General features: G+C 37.3%; 16 protein-coding genes and 4 tRNA genes. 4 read left to right on the top strand and 16 right to left on the bottom strand.

The window, feature by feature from the left end:
- Positions 1-38 precede the first annotated feature (38 nt).
- From H4J67_RS03210 to H4J67_RS03165, 10 genes are all read right to left on the bottom strand, one after another.
- Positions 39-1,952 carry a SurA N-terminal domain-containing protein gene (locus H4J67_RS03210; protein ID WP_182202863.1) on the bottom strand — a complete coding sequence of 638 codons (1,914 nt, stop codon included), beginning with the start codon at positions 1,950-1,952 and terminating at the stop codon, positions 39-41.
- A 196-nt stretch (positions 1,953-2,148) separates the two neighbouring features.
- Entirely contained in the window at positions 2,149-2,424 is a 276-nt protein-coding gene (gene hupB, locus H4J67_RS03205; RefSeq protein WP_070374161.1) for a nucleoid-associated protein HU-beta, read from the bottom strand.
- 291 nt (positions 2,425-2,715) lie between these two features.
- On the bottom strand, positions 2,716-5,064 hold the full coding sequence (lon, locus tag H4J67_RS03200; RefSeq protein WP_070374162.1) for an endopeptidase La: 2,349 nt from the start codon (positions 5,062-5,064) through the stop codon (positions 2,716-2,718).
- A 158-nt stretch (positions 5,065-5,222) separates the two neighbouring features.
- Positions 5,223-6,500, bottom strand: coding sequence for an ATP-dependent protease ATP-binding subunit ClpX (gene clpX / locus H4J67_RS03195; protein ID WP_070374163.1), 1,278 nt, complete (start codon positions 6,498-6,500; stop codon positions 5,223-5,225).
- 80 nt (positions 6,501-6,580) lie between these two features.
- Positions 6,581-7,189, bottom strand: a complete 609-nt coding sequence (gene clpP, locus H4J67_RS03190) for an ATP-dependent Clp endopeptidase proteolytic subunit ClpP (protein WP_083278125.1) — start codon at positions 7,187-7,189, stop codon at positions 6,581-6,583.
- Between the two features lie 229 nt (positions 7,190-7,418).
- Positions 7,419-8,726: a trigger factor gene (tig, locus tag H4J67_RS03185; protein ID WP_182202862.1), complete on the bottom strand. Its 1,308-nt coding sequence runs from the start codon at positions 8,724-8,726 to the stop codon at positions 7,419-7,421.
- Positions 8,727-9,188: 462 nt separating this feature from the next.
- Positions 9,189-9,265 (bottom strand) — tRNA-Pro (locus tag H4J67_RS03180).
- 57 nt (positions 9,266-9,322) lie between these two features.
- Positions 9,323-9,398, bottom strand: a tRNA-His gene (locus H4J67_RS03175).
- Positions 9,399-9,415: 17 nt separating this feature from the next.
- Positions 9,416-9,492, bottom strand: a tRNA-Arg gene (locus tag H4J67_RS03170).
- A 48-nt stretch (positions 9,493-9,540) separates the two neighbouring features.
- Positions 9,541-9,617, bottom strand: a tRNA-Pro gene (locus H4J67_RS03165).
- A gap of 353 nt (positions 9,618-9,970) precedes the next feature.
- Here H4J67_RS03165 and folD point away from each other — a divergent pair.
- On the top strand, positions 9,971-10,822 hold the full coding sequence (gene folD, locus H4J67_RS03160; RefSeq protein ID WP_182174336.1) for a bifunctional methylenetetrahydrofolate dehydrogenase/methenyltetrahydrofolate cyclohydrolase FolD: 852 nt from the start codon (positions 9,971-9,973) through the stop codon (positions 10,820-10,822).
- Positions 10,823-10,854: 32 nt separating this feature from the next.
- Positions 10,855-11,343, top strand: a complete 489-nt coding sequence (locus H4J67_RS03155; RefSeq protein WP_182202860.1) for a glutathione peroxidase — start codon at positions 10,855-10,857, stop codon at positions 11,341-11,343.
- 42 nt (positions 11,344-11,385) lie between these two features.
- Here the strand turns inward: H4J67_RS03155 and H4J67_RS03150 are convergent, their stop codons facing one another.
- Together H4J67_RS03150 and H4J67_RS03145 are read right to left on the bottom strand one after the other, a co-directional pair.
- A complete protein-coding gene (locus H4J67_RS03150) occupies positions 11,386-11,916 on the bottom strand; it encodes a redoxin domain-containing protein (protein ID WP_182174330.1) in 531 nt (176 codons plus the stop codon).
- Positions 11,917-11,975: 59 nt separating this feature from the next.
- Complete coding sequence (locus H4J67_RS03145; RefSeq protein WP_182174327.1) at positions 11,976-12,800, bottom strand: SDR family oxidoreductase; 825 nt, start codon at positions 12,798-12,800, stop codon at positions 11,976-11,978.
- A gap of 179 nt (positions 12,801-12,979) precedes the next feature.
- Between H4J67_RS03145 and H4J67_RS03140 the strand changes: the two genes are divergently transcribed.
- A complete protein-coding gene (locus tag H4J67_RS03140) occupies positions 12,980-13,363 on the top strand; it encodes a YkgJ family cysteine cluster protein (RefSeq protein WP_182202858.1) in 384 nt (127 codons plus the stop codon).
- Here H4J67_RS03140 and H4J67_RS03135 read toward each other — a convergent pair.
- The 3 genes from H4J67_RS03135 to H4J67_RS03125 form a co-directional block, all read right to left on the bottom strand.
- Complete coding sequence (locus tag H4J67_RS03135) at positions 13,360-14,541, bottom strand: DEAD/DEAH box helicase (RefSeq protein ID WP_182174321.1); 1,182 nt, start codon at positions 14,539-14,541, stop codon at positions 13,360-13,362. The two genes, H4J67_RS03140 and H4J67_RS03135, sit on opposite strands and share 4 nt — an antisense overlap.
- 4 nt (positions 14,542-14,545) lie before the next feature.
- The gene (locus tag H4J67_RS03130; protein WP_182202857.1) at positions 14,546-15,004 is read right to left on the bottom strand and encodes a DUF1456 family protein; all 459 of its coding nucleotides are present in this window, start codon (positions 15,002-15,004) and stop codon (positions 14,546-14,548) included.
- Between the two features lie 189 nt (positions 15,005-15,193).
- Positions 15,194-16,798 carry an ABC-F family ATPase gene (locus H4J67_RS03125; protein WP_070374171.1) on the bottom strand — a complete coding sequence of 535 codons (1,605 nt, stop codon included), beginning with the start codon at positions 16,796-16,798 and terminating at the stop codon, positions 15,194-15,196.
- Positions 16,799-17,748: 950 nt separating this feature from the next.
- Here H4J67_RS03125 and H4J67_RS03120 point away from each other — a divergent pair.
- Positions 17,749-17,961: a hypothetical protein gene (locus H4J67_RS03120; protein WP_182202855.1), complete on the top strand. Its 213-nt coding sequence runs from the start codon at positions 17,749-17,751 to the stop codon at positions 17,959-17,961.
- A gap of 372 nt (positions 17,962-18,333) precedes the next feature.
- Here H4J67_RS03120 and H4J67_RS03115 read toward each other — a convergent pair whose 3' ends face one another.
- Positions 18,334-19,578, bottom strand: coding sequence for an EAL domain-containing protein (locus H4J67_RS03115; protein ID WP_182202853.1), 1,245 nt, complete (start codon positions 19,576-19,578; stop codon positions 18,334-18,336).
- Positions 19,579-19,967: the final 389 nt, after the last annotated feature.

Raw genomic sequence — 19,967 nt, 5'->3', positions numbered from 1 at the left:
CGTTAGTTAATCGCTTGATAACTGAGTCACTTAGCTACTTAAAACTGAGATACTGGCGCCGCTATTGCTTTACTAGTAATTTCAGCATTAACTTTCAATGATTCAACAAAGCTTTGGTAAGCAGATTGTGCAAGTTGCTGCGTTTGTTGTTGTGCCATTCTTGGATCAAGTGCTTTATCAACATTACTCGCTATAACAGCTTGAACTTCTAATAAGGCTAAATCACCATTATTTAATGTTACCGTCGTTGCTGAAATCTTACCTTCACTTGGATGAGGTAATTTAAAAGCCTCACGACTTAAGCTAGGCGCAATATCACTGCCTGAGCGAGCAACAACAGCTTTTTCAACAAATACGGCGTTAATCGCTGTTAACGGCTCGCTAATATCATTACCGGCTTTAAATGAAACAAGTAAAGAGTCAGCTGTTGTTTGTGCGAGCTCTGTTGCTTTCTCGCTAATTAAGGTATCACGAATTTGCGCAGTAACTTCAGTAAGTGGCTTAACTTCTGCTGGTTGGTACTCTTCTAAACGAATAACAATCGCTAAAGTATCGCTAACTTCAATAATGTCTGAGTTTAAGTTCTCTTGAAGGACTAAGTCAGAGAAAGCAGCTTCGATTGCTTTAGGACTATCAAATGGCGCTGTGTTGCCAAATTTGTTTAACCAGTCTGTCGTCATTATTTTTGAGTTAACGGCTTCAGCAGCTTCATCTAAACTATCAGGAGCTTCAAAGCTTAATCGAGCCATTTCTTGTTGTAAATCATAAAACTTATCTTGTGCTTTTGTTTGACTCACTTTTGCTTGCAATTCTACTTCTACATCAGCAAATGCTTGAACTTGTTCAGCTTTTAGGTCAGTTAATTTGATGATATGAAAGCCAAAGTCACTTTCAACAATATCACTTACACTATTAATTTCGGTTAACGCGAACGCACCTTCGTCAAACGCATCGCCCATGGCACCACGTTCAATCCATTCTAAATCGCCACCATTTTCACCGCTAAAAGTATCGTCTGAACTTTCTTTGGCTAAAGTAGCAAAATCTTCACCTGCATTAACACGGGCTAATAAAGCTTCTGCCGTTACTTTTGCCACAACTTCATCATCACCAAACTCAATTAAAATATGAGCAACACGGCGCTGTTCGTCTTGACGATAGCTAGCAATATTCTCTTGGTAGTAAGCTTTAACATCATCGTCACTGACTTCAATTGTTTTTGCAATTTCGTTAACATCAAGTGTGATGTAGTTAAGTTTTACTTTCTCTTCGTTTTCAAAACGGGCTTGATTAGCTAAGTAGTACTGATTAATTGCATCGTCAGTTAACTCAATACCGGCTTTAAACTGTTCAGCATTAATTGTCGCATAGCGGACGTTACGCTTTTGGTTTTGTAAAGCGTTTGCCCATTTTTCTTGGTATGGCAAGTTGAACTCACTGGCAACAAGTGCTTGTGTTAATTGACGACGAGTCATTTGAACACGTAAGTAATCACGAAAATCTGAAGATTGATAGAAACCGGCTTGGTTAATCATCGCTAAATAACGATTATTATCGAAAACACCATCAACCTGAAATTCAGTCATCGTGCGAATCGTTTGCTTTATACGTTGATCAGAAGCGCGAATAGACATATTAACTGTACTTTGATCAATCAGTTTTTCATTGATTAGGTTATCTAAAATACCGTTACGAAAGTTCGCCATATAATTTTCATCTGCTGATAATGTTTCGAACATATCACCAAATTGTTGTGCCATACGATTACGTTGCGCTTGATAAGCTTTATTAAAAGCATCTTGTGATATTTTTTCACCGTTAACGTCAGCGACAGATGTGTCTACTGAGTTGGTATAAGTACCAATTCCCGCTAAAGCAAAAGTTAAAATAACTAAACCTAGGATTGATTTTGCAATCCAGCCCTGTGAACCTTCTCGAATATTTTCTAACATCTTTTTCTCTATTTATTACGACAGATATATCTTTGTTCAGGATTCTATCAGAAGCATCACTGACCTTGAAGTAGCAGACGAAGATTTAATTATTTTATAGTGATATAAATGAAGCTATTTATGGGATATGTAAAATAAAAAAAGCCTTCGTTTAAAAAGGCTTTTCTAATTTATCTACAAAAATTGAAGCAGATAATTATGGATTAACTGAATCTTTTAATGCTTTACCAGCTTTAAATGCTGGGATTTTAGCTGCAGCGATTTGAATAGTTGCACCCGTCTGTGGGTTGCGGCCAGTGCGAGCAGCACGGTCACGTACTGAGAAAGTACCAAAACCAACTAGAGCAACTTGCTCACCATTTTTCAATTCGTCTGTAACAGCTTCAATAAATGAATCTAACGCACGACCAGCAGCAGCTTTAGAGATGTCTGCGCCAGCAGCGATTTTTTCGATTAGTTGAGATTTGTTCACAAGTATTCCCCTTCAATTGTTATTATTCAGTGCCATCATTTGTTTTAGCGTCCTGCGGAAACTTTTATATTGAGCTTCTTTTGAACATCAAGCACTGTGTTTAAGAAAATAAAATTTATTATTTATTTTTATCTTAACCAAACCCTAATCCTATGTATGGATAGGGGTCTAGCGTTATCAGCGACATTAACTTAACACAGTTTCAGTGTATGAAAAGCAAAAATCACTGTTTTTTGTTAATTTTTTGCAATTTTTTCTTTTATTTACTAAAAAAACAGCAATTTTTACAAATTAGTTGCCTAATTTGAATTTTTCTACAGGATGTTCTAAGGCAATATCTAATACCTCTTCTATCCATTTTACCGGATGAATAACCAAATCACCTTTAACATTGTCAGGAATTTCTTCCAAATCACGTTCATTATCTTTTGGAATAATGACCGTTTTAATACCACCACGATGCGCAGCCAAGAGTTTTTCTTTTAAGCCACCAATAGGAAGTACTTCACCTCGTAACGTAATTTCACCTGTCATAGCAACATCAGCTCTGACCGGATTACCGGTTAAGCTAGAAACTAATGCCGTACACATACCAACACCGGCGCTTGGCCCGTCTTTTGGTGTAGCACCTTCAGGGACATGGACATGGATGTCACGTTTTTCATGAAAATCAGCATTAATACGAAATTTATCGGCTCGACTACGCACAACCGTCATCGCTGCTTGTATCGATTCCTGCATCACGTCACCTAAAGAACCGGTGTAAGTCAGTTTACCTTTACCAGGAACCGAAGCGGTTTCTATAGTCAATAACTCACCACCTACCGATGTCCACGCTAAACCAGTTACTTGACCTATTCTATTTTCACTATCCGCTTTACCATAATCAAAACGTTGTACACCCAAAAATTCAGATAAGTTATCTTGATTAATAGTGACTTTCTTAATGGTTTTATCTAATAAAATCGCTTTTACCGCTTTACGACAAAGTTTTGATATCTCTCGCTCTAAGCCACGTACCCCAGCTTCTCTTGTGTAGTAGCGAATGATCCCCATAATAGCGCTGTCTTCAATTGAAATTTCTTTCTCTTTTAGACCATTACGACCAACTTGCTTATCAAGTAAGTGATTCTTGGCAATATTAAGCTTCTCATCTTCGGTATAACCCGACAAACGAATAACTTCCATGCGATCCAATAAAGGTCCGGGGATATCCATACTATTAGAAGTAGCAACAAACATCACATCGGATAAATCATAATCAACTTCCAAGTAATGGTCGTTAAACGTCGTATTTTGCTCCGGATCAAGCACTTCCAGTAAAGCAGATGCAGGATCGCCACGCATATCAGACGCCATTTTATCTATTTCATCTAATAAAAAGAGTGGATTCTTAACCCCAACTTTAGCAATTTTTTGAATCAACTTACCTGGCAAAGAACCAATATATGTGCGGCGATGGCCTCGGATTTCAGCTTCATCACGCACACCACCTAGTGCCATACGCACGTATTTACGTCCGGTTGACTTAGCAATAGATTGTCCTAAAGACGTTTTACCAACCCCTGGAGGGCCAACTAAACAAAGAATAGGTCCTTTTAGCTGGCTAACACGTTGCTGCACCGCTAAATACTCTAAAATACGTTCTTTAACTTTATCTAAACCGTAATGATCTTTATCTAAAATATCTTGAGCAAGCTTTAAGTTACGCTTTAACTTACTACGCTTCTTCCAAGGTACACTGATCATCCAGTCGATGTATGAGCGAACCACGGTTGCTTCTGCCGACATCGGTGACATCATTTTTAATTTCCGTACTTCAGCTAAAGTCTTTTCTTTAGCTTCTTCGGGCATTTGCGCATCTTCAATTTGCTTTTCAAGCTGCTCAACTTCGTTTGAACCTTCTTCGTCATCGCCTAATTCTTTTTGAATGGCTTTCATTTGCTCATTCAAATAATATTCGCGCTGACTTTTTTCCATTTGTTTTTTAACACGGGTACGAATTTTCTTTTCAACTTGTAATAAGTCAATTTCGCCTTCCATCAGTGCCATTAGGTATTCAAGACGTTGAGCAACATTCTCTATTTCTAGTACCTTTTGCTTTTCAGCTAACTTTAATGGCATATGTGCAGCCATGGTATCCGCTAATTGTTCGGCATCATCAATACCTGAAACTGAAGTTAACACTTCAGGTGGTATTTTTTTATTGAGTTTGACATAACCTTCAAACTGAGAAATAGCCGAACGAACCAAGACTTCGCAATCGTCTTCGTTAACGGTTTCTACGTCAAGAAACTCAATATCGGCAGTGAAGTATTCTTGTGTTTCAACAAATTGAGTTATACGCGCTCTACGCGCTCCTTCAACTAACACTTTCACCGTGCCGTCAGGTAATTTTAACATTTGTAAAATAGTGGCAATCGTACCCGCACGATAAACATCATCGGCTGTAGGGTCGTCAACTGCGGCATCTTTTTGTGCAACAAGAAAAACCTGCTTGTCGTTTTCCATTGCGATATCTAAACAGCGAATAGATTTTTCGCGACCTACAAATAATGGGATCACCATTTGGGGATAGACAACAACGTCGCGCAAGGCTAGAACAGGAATTTCATTGATACCAGATAACTCTTCGGTCATAGGTTACTCTCTCGAAAATCAGTAGGGAAAAAATTGTAGTTAAAAAGTATATGGGGATTTTAGTAAAGCTTTCAACGGATAGACAAAAAAAAAGAGTTAAATGACCAATGTCATCTAACTCTTTTTGTGGAAACACCTAAAATCTTAGCAATGAACGGCTATTCGCTCGCTACTTTTTCCTGTGGTGTGTCGTAAATAATAATTGGTTTTGATTCACCTTTTATTACTGTTTCATCGACCACAACTTTTATCGCATCATTCATTGATGGCAATTCGTACATGGTATCAAGTAAGACACTTTCAACAATTGAGCGTAAACCACGCGCACCCGTTTTACGCACCATAGCTTTGTGTGCAATAGCAATTAATGCATCTTCTCTGAACTCTAATTCAACGTTTTCCATGTCAAACAATGCACCAAACTGCTTAGTTAGCGCATTTTTAGGCTCTTGCAATATTTGGATTAATGCGTCTTCATCAAGTTCTGTTAATGTTGCTACAACAGGCAAACGACCAATAAATTCAGGAATTAAACCATACTTAATCAGATCTTCTGGCTCAACATCTTGTAAATGTTGGGTTAGCGTTTTCTTGCTATCTTTGCCACGAACTTCTGCGCCAAAACCTATACCTGCACCTGTATGCGAACGTTGCTCAACAACTTTATCTAAACCGGCAAATGCGCCACCACAGATAAATAAGATTTTTGAAGTATCAACCTGCAAAAACTCTTGTTGAGGATGTTTACGCCCACCTTGTGGTGGAACTGAAGCAATAGTGCCTTCAATAAGCTTCAACAATGCTTGCTGAACACCTTCACCTGATACATCACGCGTGATTGATGGATTATCTGATTTACGAGAAATTTTATCAATTTCATCGATGTAAACAATACCACGCTGGGCTTTTTCAACATCGTAATCACATTTTTGTAAAAGCTTTTGGATGATGTTTTCAACATCTTCACCAACATAACCTGCTTCAGTTAATGTCGTGGCATCAGCCATAGTAAAGGGCACATCAAGCAAACGCGCTAAGGTTTCAGCCAGTAATGTTTTACCACTACCCGTTGGGCCAATAAGTAAAATATTACTTTTACTTAACTCTATACCATTGTGAGAGTCACCATTGCGTAAACGTTTGTAGTGATTATAAACCGCTACGGCTAATACTTTTTTCGCGTGATCTTGACCAATAACGTAGTCATCTAAACTTTCACGGATCTCTATCGGTGTAGGTAAGCTTTCTTTTTCTTCTTTCGGGGAAATTTCTTTTATTTCTTCACGAATAATATCGTTGCACAGTTCGACACACTCATCACAAACAAATACTGACGGACCAGCAATAAGTTTACGAACTTCATGTTGGCTCTTGCCACAAAACGAACAATACAAAAGCTTGCCGTTATCACCGTCACCATTTTTAATATCGGTCATACGGAACCTCAATTTGTTTAATTTCTAATACAGATACTGTTAAGTATTTCATAAATTATCTAGTTCACAAAGTTGTGAAATTATTTATCTAATCTTTCTGTTAATATAGAGTCAACTAATCCATATTCAACCGCACTTTCTGCACTTAAGAAGTTGTCACGGTCGGTGTCATGAGAAACTTTCTCTAATGACTGACCTGTATGCTCAGCCATTAAAGTGTTCAATTTGGTTTTAATATAAAGAATTTCTTTCGCATGAATTTCAAAATCAGATGCTTGACCTTGGAAACCACCAAGTGGCTGATGAATCATCACACGGGCGTTTGGTAGACAGTAACGTTTACCTTTTTCACCGCCTGATAATAAGAATGCGCCCATACTAGCCGCCTGACCAATACATACGGTACTGATGTTTGGCTTAATAAACTTCATCGTATCGTAAATAGCCATACCTGCAGTTACCGAACCGCCAGGTGAATTAATATATAAGTATATATCTTTATCAGGACTTTCAGACTCAAGGAATAATAACTGAGCAACAATCAAATTAGCCATGTGATCTTCAACTTGACCACACAAGAAAATAACACGCTCTTTTAAAAGTCTTGAATAAATATCGAACGAGCGCTCACCCTTAGGTGTTTGCTCAATAACCATTGGCACTAAAGCACTATCGATAGTGCTGGTGATTTTCTGAGAATTATTTTGAGAAGTAAACAACTAAAATTTCCTTTCTATATAAAAAATGGCTCGTATGTCCCCATACCAGCCATTTAAGCGATTGCTTGACATAATGTCAATCTAAAAGGTCTACCAATTCACATTTGTTTCACTAAAGTGCTACAAATTTAAGCAAATGGCAGCCACTGAGCCAATTAAGTTTCTTTGCTCAGTGGCAAGAATCCTAAAAGACTCAGTCTTATTTACCTTCTGGATTCATTATATCTTTAAAGCTTGCATTCTTTTTATTAACTTTTGCGCTTTCAAGTAACAATTCGACAGCTTGCTCTTCTAATGCAACATTTTGCATTTGTTGGTTAAGCTCTTTGTTTGTTGCGTAGTACTCGATAACTTCTTTTGGATCTTCGTAAGCTGATGCGGCTGATGCAATTAATTCGTTAACTTTGTTTTCATCAACTTTTAATTCATTAACTTTGATCACTTCACCTAGTAACAAACCAACTTTAACACGGCGTTTAGCTTGCTCTTCAAACATATCAGCTGGAAGCTCTGGCATGTTATTAGGATCCATTTGACCCGCAAAACGTTGCATTGCTTGCTTACGTAAAACGTCAATTTCTTGAGCGATTAACGCTTTAGGAATTTCAACATCGTTAGCAGCTAATAAGCCTTCGATTACTTGCTCTTTAACTTTAGCTTTAACCGCTTGGGTTAACTCACGAGTCATGTTAGTGCTTACTTCAGTGCGTAATGCTTCTACACCACCTTCTTGAACACCAAACAATTTAGCAAAATCTTCATCGATTGTTGGTAATACTGGACCTTCAGTTTTATGAAGAACGATATCAAACTCTGCTTCTTTGCCTTTTAGGTTTTCAGCATGGTAATCATCAGGGAAAGTCACTTTAATTGTTTTTTCATCGCCAGCTTTCATGCCAGTAATTTCTTTTTCAAAACCTGGGATCATGCGACCAGCGCCTAACTCAAGTTCGAAATCTTTAGCTTCGCCGCCTTCAAAAACTTCACCGTCAACACGGCCAGTAAAATCTAAAACAAGTTTGTCACCGGCTTTAGTTTTACGCTTGTTTTCTTTCCACGTTTTATGTTGATTCTGTAATGTAATAAACATTTCATCTAAATCAGCATCTGTAACTTCAACGTCAGGACGTTCAACGTTAATTGAATCTAAGCCCGTTAAAGTAACTTCAGGGTAAACTTCAAAAGTAGCTTCGAATTCTAGCGCTTTGCCGTCTTCATTGCTTTTAGCAATAAAACTTGGACGACCAGCTGGATTCATTTTTTCTGCAACGATTGCATCAACAAAGTTACGTTGCATTAATTCGCCAGCAACTTCTTGACGAACTGATTGACCGTAACGCTTTTGGATAACAGTCGCAGGAACTTTACCTGGACGGAAACCATTAATTCGCTGGGTTTTTGATATGTGACGAAGACGGTTTTTAACTTCTACATCTACTGATTCTGCAGGAACAGAAATAGTTAACTTACGTTCCAAACCTTGTGTAGTCTCTACTGAAACTTGCATTTTAATACCTCAAAACTTAGCGTTTTAGTAACGCTTTCAATAACACAACTACTTCACAGCTTAATTAGCCAAAGAGTGTGACGTTTGTAGCCCTATAACCAATGCTACAGAAGCCCGAAAAATCAGAGTAAATACCAACACCAATAAATAATTCCTCGCTCAGCGAGGTTTAAAAGGCATGATATAGACCTAGATTTTAAAATAATGACGCGAAATTATAGCGATGCTTGTTATAAGAGTCGACCCTTTAATGACGTTATTTTTGACTTATTTTTTAAATGGGTGATAAAACGAGTAAAAACAGTGTGTGCTGACTTCATTTAAATGTAATAAATTAAGTCTAAAGTGCATAAAGATTGGTGTAACGGGTAGTTAAAGAGTTGTTTTAGATTAAATTTATGATTTATAAATAGAAATGTATACGGGGAGTTAACAAAGATAATAGGACTCTAAAATAAGAAGTGGTCGGTGATGCAAGATTCGAACTTGCGACCCCTTGGACCCAAACCAAGTGCGCTACCAAGCTGCGCTAATCACCGACATTTTCTACTTAACCTACTTCACTACAATATTTTATCGCCATCTCTTGAAAAAAATGGGGTGGCTAAAGGGACTTGAACCCTCGACAACCGGAATCACAATCCGGGGCTCTACCAACTGAGCTATAGCCACCATTGTAAAATACTGTTTGGTACGCCCTGCAGGATTCGAACCTGCGACCCACGCCTTAGAAGGGCGTTGCTCTATCCAGCTGAGCTAAGGGCGCACATTACCTACAGGCCAAATTTCTAGTTATTAAAAATAATTAAAAAAGTGGTCGGTGATGCAAGATTCGAACTTGCGACCCCTTGGACCCAAACCAAGTGCGCTACCAAGCTGCGCTAATCACCGATATGTACTGCGTTTAAAAGAACTAAAAATACGTCCCTTTCAACGGATGCGGATATTACCTAGTTGCCTGAGTCCCGTCAAACCTTTTTTATAAAAAAATAACCGTTTGCTCACTTTTAAAACAAGCCGCTTGATAATCAGCACTTATTGCCTATAAATATAGCAACTCTTCAATTACCAATAAATTCTGTTATTGGCCTACTTGTTTAGCGGATATTTTATTTTTAAATCTTCATTTGACGATATATTACCGAATAAAAGACCATTTATAGGAACAGTAGCTATAACAGTCTAAGTTTTTATGCGAAAATAGTGTCGTTTTTCATCATTTAACTAAGTTAATAGAAACTATCATGACAGCAACTCTTATAGACGGTAAATATATTGCTCAGCAGCTTAGGCTCTCAGTAAAAGAAAAAGTAGCAGTACGCATTAAAAATGGCTTACGACCTCCCGGGCTAGCCGTGATATTAGTCGGCTCAGATCCTGCTTCACAGGTTTATGTTGGTAGTAAGCGTAAAGCATGTGAAGAAGTTGGTTTTCTTTCTCGCTCATATGATCTGCCCCCAACAACCACTCAAGCTGAATTATTTACTTTAATTGATGAATTAAATAATGACGAAAATATTGATGGTATTCTTGTTCAGCTCCCTTTGCCAAAAGGTTTAGATGCTAATTTAATTATCGAGCATATTAACCCTTTAAAAGATGTTGATGGCTTCCACCCATTCAACGTTGGCAAACTAGCACTTCGCCAGCCAGGATTGCGCCCCTGTACACCTAAGGGCATTATCAAACTGATAGAGACTACCGGTATAGACCCACATGGTTTAGAGGCGGTTATAGTCGGTGCTTCAAATATTGTTGGTCGTCCAATGACGTTAGAACTATTACTGGCCGGTTGCACAGTAACCACCACACATAGATTCACTAAAAATCTTGAAGATAAAATACGTAACGCTGACTTACTTGTTGTGGCCGTAGGAAAACCTGAGTTCATTCCTGGAGAATGGATTAAGGCTGGCGCTATTGTTATTGATGTGGGGATTAACCGTTTAGACAATGGCAAACTTGTTGGTGATGTCGGTTTTGATGTAGCTCAGACGAAAGCCGCTTACATTACGCCCGTACCTGGCGGCGTAGGCCCAATGACAGTAGCAAGTTTAATCGAGAACACTTTGATAGCTTGTGAAGAATTTCACTAAATTTTAAGCCGCTTAATATAAAGGAATAATCAATGTCTGACGCTATTTATCAGTTTAATGCACTAAACAATAAAAAAGAAACCGTTGAGTTGAAAGACTATCAAGGTAAGGTAATGCTTATTGTAAATACGGCAAGTGCCTGCGGATTTACGCCACAATATGAAGGCTTACAATCCCTTTACAGTGAGTATCAAACACAAGGTTTAGCGGTTTTAGCTTTTCCTTGTAATCAGTTTAAGCAACAAGAAAAAGGCAGTAATGAGGAAATACAGCAGTTTTGTGATCTAACGTTTAATATCAAATTCCCATTATTTGATAAAATTGATGTTAATGGCGACAACACTCACCCTCTTTTTACCTTTTTAAAGGCAAAAGCACCTGGAATACTAGGTTCTAAGAGCATCAAGTGGAATTTCACTAAGTTTTTAGTGAACAAAAAAGGCCAAGTGGTTAAACGCTATGCGCCAACCACTAAACCAACTAGCATTAAAGCGGATATAGAAAAGTTACTCGCTGAGTAACTTATAATGAGCAGCCAAAAAGTATTGGCTGCTCTTATTATCTTATTGAGCTTTTGCTACTTTTAACATTTCAAGGTTACTAGCAATATCTTCTGCCGCTGTTCTTGGCGAAATATCATCATCTATTTTCAAGATTTTACCTTCTTTAGAAATATAAAATGTCACACGACTAGCAACTTGCATCATATTCAACACATCGTAGGCTTTTGCAGTCGCTTTTGTTGGATCGCTTAACATCGGAAAGTCTGCGCCGGTTTTCTTAGCAAAATCTCTGTTGTCATCTAATGGGTCAACACTGGCCATAACGTAACTTGCATTATACGCTCTGATCAAATGCCCCTTCTCAACCAATGACTTACATTCAATGGTACAACCACGCGTGTTAGCCATTGGATACCAAGCTAAAACAACCGCTTGCTTACCTTGGTAGTCACTGAGTTGGTAATAATCACCATTGGTGGCTTGCAATTTAAAATCTGGTGCTTGCTCTCCCACTTTTAAATCAGAGGCTAACAAGCTAAAGCTCGTCATTAATGCTAAAAATGTACAAACTACTTTTGATGTTCTTTTCATCAGAGTTACCTTTTAAAAATGAATAATATTTTATTGTTAGTTTACCTTATTTTAGCTCATTAACCTTTAGCTAAAAGATTATCGAGCCAACTTGTCGGTAGTATACGTTTGAATACGGCAAATAGTTTAGTAGGCACGGTAATTCTGTATCTTATTTTCGGGCGTTTACTCTCTAAAGCATGGATCAACGCTTTGGTGACATCTGCCGCTTCTAAGGTAAATTTTGCATTCGAGGTTTTACTGGCCAGCCTTGCTATTTGTTGTTGATACTCAACATGATGGACACTGTCTTTAGCGTCAATATTGGCTGTAAAAGCACTTAAGGCATTGGCGCGAAATTGAGTATTAATGGGACCCGGCTGTAAAAGTATCACTGCGATATTCGCTGATCTCAATTCTAACCTTAAGGTGTCAGATAAACCTTCAACAGCATATTTTGAGGCATTATAAGCGCCACGATAAGCCATAGAAACAAAGCCTAACACCGAGCTACATTGAATAATTCGGCCATGACCTTGCTTGCGCATAATCGGAATCACTTGTTTAGTCAGTTCGTGCCAGCCAAAAACATTGCTTTCAAATTGGCTTATAAGCGCTTGAGTTGGTAAGTCTTCTAGTGCACCCGGTTGACCATAGGCACCATTATTAAAAAGAAAATCTAATGTCCCCCCCGTTTCATTGAGCACAAAAGCAAGTGCCGCATGGATACTGTCAACTTGGCTTAAATCAAGCTGGCAAGCGGTTAAACCCTTTTCTTGTAGCATAACGACATCGGCTTGTTTTCTTGCGGTAGCAAAAACTTGATAGCCTCTTGTTGATAACGTCAGGGCTGCATCTAAGCCAATACCGCTTGAACAACCTGTTATTAAAATAGATTTTTTCACGTTGTTATTATTACCTTTAATTCGAAAATTTGCTTTATTGTCGGTGAGCATACTGGGGATATCAAATCAGCACAAGGTGAGATAATTAATTGTATAAAGAAACACGAATGCCTTACGCAATAATTGTTAGGCTAACATGATACACTTTTGTTTAAACACTAAAACGAGTCAAGCAACCATTGAAAGATTGTAATCAATGTGGAAAATGCTGTATAAAATATGGCGACGGAGGCATAGCAGCTTCGATTGAAGATATTGAAATGTGGGAAATTTTTCGCCCGCACATTCATCAATATGCAATAAAAGATAAGATTTGGTTTAATCCTCAAACCGGTAAGCAACTGACACAGTGCCCTTTCCTAGAAAAGATGCCTAACCAAGATGCTAGCGAGCAAGTTAAATATACTTGTGCCATTTATCAAGACCGCCCTGAAGACTGCCGGGATTATCCGAGTAATATCAGTGAGATGATCAGGGATGAGTGTGAAATGATAGAAATCATCGATTTAACCCATCCCCAACAAGCACAATACAAACTTAATAAATTAATGAGCCGTAGTTAACGTTTATTTTTTGGCACGTAATTTAATATAGAAAGTGGCACCACTTTTTTGACTGGAAATCCTTCAAATTCTTTGCGTTTAATAACATGTCCTAAACGGCTTTCTATCGCACACAAGTTTCTAAAGTTGTCCTTGGCTACAAATGATACCGCTTCTCCAGAGGCTCCCGCTCGACCTGTTCGACCAATACGGTGAATATAGTCATCGACTTGATCTGGTAAGTCGTAATTAACCACTCGAGTTAGCTCGCCGATATCAAGACCACGTGAAGCAATACCTGTTGCGACAAGAAACTTAATTTTACCGACTTTAAAATCATTAAGAACTTGTTCTCGCATCGCTTGTGTTCTGCCACCATGAATAGACTCGGCACTAATGCCACGTTTTTCTAGCTGGCTAACAAGTTTAGCTGCACCGTGTTTTGTTTCGATAAAGATCAGCGCTTGCTGCCATTGATGTTCAATAATTAAATGGCTCAGTAATGCCGATTTATTACCTTTATCAACCGTTATTAACCATTGGTCAATTTTAGGTTTAGAGGCACTATTATTGCCGATAGAGATTTCTGTCGCATTACTAAAAGTACGCTTTGATAACGTTCGAACATCATCAGAAATAGTGGCTGAAAACAGTAAGTTTTGACGTTCGAGTGGCAAACGTTCAATGATTTTATTGATATCTTCAATAAAACCCATATCAAGCATTCTGTCAGCTTCATCTAAAACAAGGACTTCAAGTTCATCAAAATGCAGAGCACGTTGATGAGCCATATCAAGTAATCGTCCGGGAGTCGCAACAACAATATCAACCCCCCAAATAAGCTTCTGCCTTTGCGGTTCAATGTCAGTACCACCGTACATTGCCATTGAGCTTAGGTCTAAATACTTACCATAATCACGGATACTTTGTTCTACTTGAACGGCAAGTTCACGTGTTGGCGTAAGAATAAGCGCTCGAATACGTTTGCCACGTAATTTTCGTTCGGTATTAAGTTTTTCAAGCATGGGTAAAACAAAACTGGCCGTTTTACCTGTACCTGTTTGCGCTGCAGCAACAAGGTTTTTTCCCGATAAAATAACCGGAATGGCTTTTTTCTGAATAGCCGTTGGCTCGCTATATTTTAAGTCAGCAAGTGCTTTTAAAAGCGGTTCACTTAATCCCAGTGTCGAAAATGGCATAATACTATCCTTGAAGTTTAATTTTTAAACCTTTAATAAAGGTCGATAAAACTTCATCACTACAATCTCTATAATGTTTATTATTGATGCTTCTAAAAAATGCACTTAATTCATATTTGGTTAAGCTCAACTCGGCTAATTCAAGCGTATCGATCACTTCATCAGCTTGTAGAGAAAAAGCAATTTTCAACTTATTAAAAATAGCGTTATTAGTTAAGACAGCTTCAGGAACCGCTTGTGGTCCTTCTTTTGCGCCTCTTCTTTCAACAATCAAACCATTGAGGAAACTAGCAAATTCTACGTCAAGTAGTTCAACATAGGCCTCATCGTCTTTTTCTTTATAAAAACAAACCAATTGCTCTGCTGATATTTCACAAGCGTTTAATTTAAAGACGGCACGGGTTTTTTCGTCATCAAAATCAAGTAAAGTACTTAAGCGACGAAGAATATCATTGTTTATCATGTTTAGACCTAGAGAACGTTGTTAAGGTGAAGGCAGCAGTAGAGTTGTCTTCAGAGTGGTAGAGAGTATAGCGCACTCATTTTAAATATTGGCTAACTCATTTTTTTATCTATAAATAGTGCTTAGTTAAAGCGTTAAAAACGCCATTAAAGGCGTTTTCAACAATCAAATAACTCAGCTAAAAGAGGACTAAGCTCTTTTTTGAGCCTGTATTTGGCTATCAAGATATTCATCTAATGAACCTTGAAAATCAACAAGCTTTTTATCTTTAATATCGATAATACGGGTTGCTAAGCTAGAAACAAACTCACGGTCATGGCTAACAAAAATTAGCGTACCTTCAAAGTCTTTTAGCGCATTGTTCAATGCATCTATCGCTTCGATATCCATGTGGTTAGTTGGCTCATCCATAATTAATACGTTGATATCAGCCATCATTAAACGACCGAATAACAAGCGATTCTTTTCACCACCTGAACAGTTACGTGCTTTCTTGTTAGCATCATCATCAGTGAATAACATACGTCCTAGCATGCCACGGACACTTAAATCATTGTGACAAGGTCTACGCCATTGTGACATCCATTCCATCAATGTTAAGTCGTTGTCAAAGAATGAACCACTATCTTGTGGACAATAACCCACAGAAGCATTTTCAGACCATTTAACAACACCCTCAGTCTGCTCTAACTCGCTCATTAAACAGCGTAGCAACGTCGTTTTACCAACACCGTTTTCTCCGATGATAGCTAGTTTAGCGCCCGCTTCTAACAGTAAATCACCTTTAGAAAACAAAGTAACGCCGTCAAAGCCATGAGCTAAACCTTCAAGCTCTAGTGCTTGTCTATGCATTTTCTTGCCAGGGGCAAAAGCTATTTTTGGGGTGATACGACTTGAAGACTTTACATCATCAAGTTTAATTTTATCCATTTTCTTAGCACGAGAACTTGCTTGTTTCGCTTTAGAAGCGTTAGCGCCAAAACGGTTAACAAAGTCTTGCAACTCAGCGATCTCAGCAACTTTTTTATCATTACCGGCTAATAATTGCTCGCGTAACAAACCAGACTGCGCGAGGAAAAACTCGTAATTACCAGGATAAACCCGTAATTCACCGTAATCAATATCAGCCATATGTGTACATACTGAATTAAGAAAATGTCTATCATGAGAAATAATGATCATGGTACATTTACGTTTGTTTAACTCAGCTTCTAACCAACTGATGGTATGGATATCCAAGTTGTTGGTTGGCTCATCGAGTAACAAAATATCAGGGTTAGCAAATAAGGCTTGTGCAAGTAAAACACGAAGTTTCCAACCTGGAGCAACTTGTTGCATTGAACCATAATGAAAAGATTCTTCGATACCTGCTTCTAGTAGTATTTCACCTGCGCGACTTTCTGCGGTGTAACCGTCCATTTCAGCAAATTCACTTTCTAAGTCACCAACACGCATACCATCGGCTTCGCTCATTTCAGCTTGTGCGTATATAGCATCTCTTTCTTGCTTTACTTTCCATAATGGCATGTCACCCATAATAACAGTGTCAATAACATTGTGTTGTTCAAAAGCGAACTGGTCTTGACCCAACGTACTGACTTTGTTGCCAGTACTAACCGAGACATTGCCTGAACTTGGTACTAAGTCACCACTGAGTATCTTCATGAATGTAGACTTGCCACAACCATTTGCGCCGATCAAACCGTAGCGGTGACCATTGCCAAATTTAGCCGAAATGTTTTCAAACAAAGGCTCTGCGCCAAATTGCATTGTAATGTTAGATGTAGTGATCAAAAGATATTCCTATTTTCCGTTAACTAAACTCATTAACTAGTAAGTGCTAACAGATGGCTTTAAAGTGATAGTTAATACTGTAATTTTGGATAACTAAGCTAGATGTATCAATAGACAAATGCTTAGCCACCATAATAAAGCCGCGTATCATACAGGATTAATGCTCAGAGCCCCATCGAAACTTCACTTTTAAGTGATTATTTTATAAACAACGCATAATTTTAGTATAATAAAAGTTAACGACATAAAACATCTGCTGTATAAGTAGTTTACAACCCGCCTTTGATTGTTATAAATTTACGCCTATATATAAATAGAGATAAAATCCTCAGGTAATAGTTTATCGTTTTCACTTAAAACAGCATACAAAGTATTTATTACACCGCATAAAATTAAAGTTAAGGTTACAACTGAATTTAAAAATTTGGCTGATGGCTAATCAGGTTTTACACTCCCCCTAGTTCGCTAGTTCAACATCATCAAAACCATGATAATATTGTCAAAAAGTCGATTTACGAGCTTTTTTAAATCGTTATTTGTTAGTGCCTTTGTTGCGACCAACATGCCTCGCGTGGTTGTCAATCAATGTAGGGCAAGAAAGCAATGCAAAATATTGATTGATTTACAAGATACTTACACCGGTTCCCCCTAATTTCAACGTACAAGATCAAATTGTTCATCAACGTGGAGGGATACAAAAAAATAAGGACTTAAAAGTAAGCATTTTAAAAGGCATAAAACTGGTCAAGAAATTCGTTTACAAAAGCAAAGACAACCTAGTGCTGGCGGTTAAATATATGGTGATTTTTATCTTTAAATTGACCTCAACCCAAACCCTTTATATGTGCTTGAAGGCGCTCATATAATCACTCAACTTACCATTAACTCATGCTAGGCATGCATTAAATGAAAAAGTAAAAGTACCAACACGTAGCGGAGCTATTAAATTAATGTTACCAAAAGCGATCAGTAGCGGCAATAAAATGCATTTAAAAAGTGGTAGCTTAGGCTTATCTAGTGAAGTTACTGCATACTTTTTTATGAAGCTAAAAATTGTTTTTACAAAAAATTTGTCAGCAATAGAAGCTCTTTATCAATCTTTAAAAGTGCTAACAACTCATGAAAATTTCAAACAAGAAGTGGATACTTTTCTAGCCTACTAAGTGGGTTGTGACTGTGAATAATGTTTAATATTATTGCTTATAATGCGAGTTCGTCGATAAAGGCTAAAAGCAACTTTAATTGCTTTATAAAATAGCCTTTCGTTATAACAACACATGTTTATTCAACCAGATAAACGATCAGTTTATGATCAGAGAAAAGATTCGCTATTAATGACGAGTTAAGTTGTCAGCTTGCTGATAGCATACTAATTTTTTTTACTTAAAATCTTCCCCATTTTAATTGACCATTGCAGTCAATTCAAAGTTTTGTTAGCAAACAATAAAGGTGATAAATTTTATTCATTCAAAAAATCTTGCCTACTGATTTAGGATAAATAGCTTCTGAACTATGTTATTTCTATAACCTCAGTACTAAAAAATTGTTACATAATTTATCGCTTCTTTAATCGGCATTGGCCGGCCAAGTAAATATCCTTGTACACTATCAACACCTAATTCTCTTAGTGAATTCAACTCTTCAACCGTTTCTACACCCTCAGCAATAATACTGCAATTTATCGATTTAGAGAATGCGCATAGTGCAGTTGCTAATAAATATTTTCTATGATTGGAATTAATGTTTTGGGTCAGTGTAATGTCTAGTTTAATAATATCAGCTTCAAGCTCCAAAATATGCTGGAAACTAGAGTAACCTGAACCAGCGTCATCAATAGCAATACGCAATCCCCGCTCACGAAGTGGCTCTAATGCCTTGCGAAATTCAGGGTAGTTTCTAATCGGTGCATGTTCTGTAATCTCTAGAATAATACGTTCTAAATTTACTCCCTGTAAGGCAATTGCTACAGCTCCATTTAACACATATGCCGGCGATGTATTTATAGCAATATAGGTATCTAAGTTAAATTCATCAATACCTTTGATTGCACTTTTAATCGCCAAAATTTCAAGCTCTTCACCTAAATTAACTTGAGATGCGTCTGCAAACCAAATATCAGGTGATTTATAAGGGAGCGTGTTAAATCTAGAAAGCGATTCGTAACCTATAATTTTGTTACTGCGAAGGTTAAATATGGGCTGGTAATGAATATTAATTTTATTTTGCTCTAGTACAGAGATAATCTTCGCTTTCATTTCGTTATGACTGAGCTCTGTTTTAACATTCTTCTCAATTAATTCACTGGCAATATCTGCAATAGCATTTAAAAAAGATAGATCTCGTTGATTTATGGTGTCATCTGGTGACTGTTTATAACAACAAAAGGTACCGTAAACCTCACCGTTAGATAATATTATTTGAACACCTATATACGAGCCTATTGATAACTTTTCGGTAATTGGGAGCGAATTGGTGATATCATTTTCTTTAGTGTTGTGAATAATATTTGGCAGTACATTATCAACTATTTTTTCACAGTAGGTGTCATCTATCGGATCTGAATCACCGACATTGATTGACAACATATCGTTTTTAGCATCAAGAACTTTAATAACTCGTTCTTTATTAACAAACTTTGCAATAAAGGCTACGTCCATGTCGAGATGTTTGCGAACAATTGACAATAGTTTATTGAGCTTATTCTTGACGCTATCAGAGTCATCTATATCTTTTATAGATACAATACCTTGAATCACTCCATCGATGGTGTTACTTATCATGATATTTAGGCCCAATATTAAGATGGCTCGACCAAATTGTAATACTAATGAGATTAGTAAAGATTTTCACCAACATATTAAATCCTTTAATATAATAAATTAACAGAGCTTATAATGAAACCGTAGCACAAAAATATAGATATAACGACATAACAATACTAAAATCCGCACTCAAAAAAATACTATTATCAATTATTTCAAAAAGTTAATTGATATCAATATTGTTATATCTAAGAAGCATATTTAAAAATAGTGATTATAAAAGAACAGATGTGAGCATTAAATACTAATTTTTATGCGTGTATGATTAGGGTGGTAATAGACACTTCGTTAAGTAATATATAGTTTAAATCTGTAAAGATTAGTTGAGTAGGTTGTTATCCATTGTG

Source organism: Colwellia sp. BRX10-4, assembly GCF_014077465.1.
Classification (GTDB): domain Bacteria; phylum Pseudomonadota; class Gammaproteobacteria; order Enterobacterales; family Alteromonadaceae; genus Colwellia_A.
The sequence above is the reverse complement of the archived record's forward strand: the minus strand, read 5'-3'. Positions and strand labels throughout refer to the sequence as shown.

What these genes read in the sequence shown, in the direction of transcription:
- H4J67_RS03210 (WP_182202863.1), bottom strand. Translation starts at nt 1,952, where the DNA reads ATGTTAGAAAATATTCGAGAAGGTTCACAGGGCTGGATTGCAAAATCA.
- lon (WP_070374162.1), bottom strand. Translation starts at nt 5,064, where the DNA reads ATGACCGAAGAGTTATCTGGTATCAATGAAATTCCTGTTCTAGCCTTG.
- clpX (WP_070374163.1), bottom strand. Translation starts at nt 6,500, where the DNA reads ATGACCGATATTAAAAATGGTGACGGTGATAACGGCAAGCTTTTGTAT.
- tig (WP_182202862.1), bottom strand. Translation starts at nt 8,726, where the DNA reads ATGCAAGTTTCAGTAGAGACTACACAAGGTTTGGAACGTAAGTTAACT.
- folD (WP_182174336.1), top strand. Translation starts at nt 9,971, where the DNA reads ATGACAGCAACTCTTATAGACGGTAAATATATTGCTCAGCAGCTTAGG.
- H4J67_RS03155 (WP_182202860.1), top strand. Translation starts at nt 10,855, where the DNA reads ATGTCTGACGCTATTTATCAGTTTAATGCACTAAACAATAAAAAAGAA.
- H4J67_RS03150 (WP_182174330.1), bottom strand. Translation starts at nt 11,916, where the DNA reads ATGAAAAGAACATCAAAAGTAGTTTGTACATTTTTAGCATTAATGACG.
- H4J67_RS03135 (WP_182174321.1), bottom strand. Translation starts at nt 14,541, where the DNA reads ATGCCATTTTCGACACTGGGATTAAGTGAACCGCTTTTAAAAGCACTT.
- H4J67_RS03130 (WP_182202857.1), bottom strand. Translation starts at nt 15,004, where the DNA reads ATGATAAACAATGATATTCTTCGTCGCTTAAGTACTTTACTTGATTTT.
- H4J67_RS03120 (WP_182202855.1), top strand. Translation starts at nt 17,749, where the DNA reads ATGTTACCAAAAGCGATCAGTAGCGGCAATAAAATGCATTTAAAAAGT.
- H4J67_RS03115 (WP_182202853.1), bottom strand. Translation starts at nt 19,578, where the DNA reads ATGATAAGTAACACCATCGATGGAGTGATTCAAGGTATTGTATCTATA.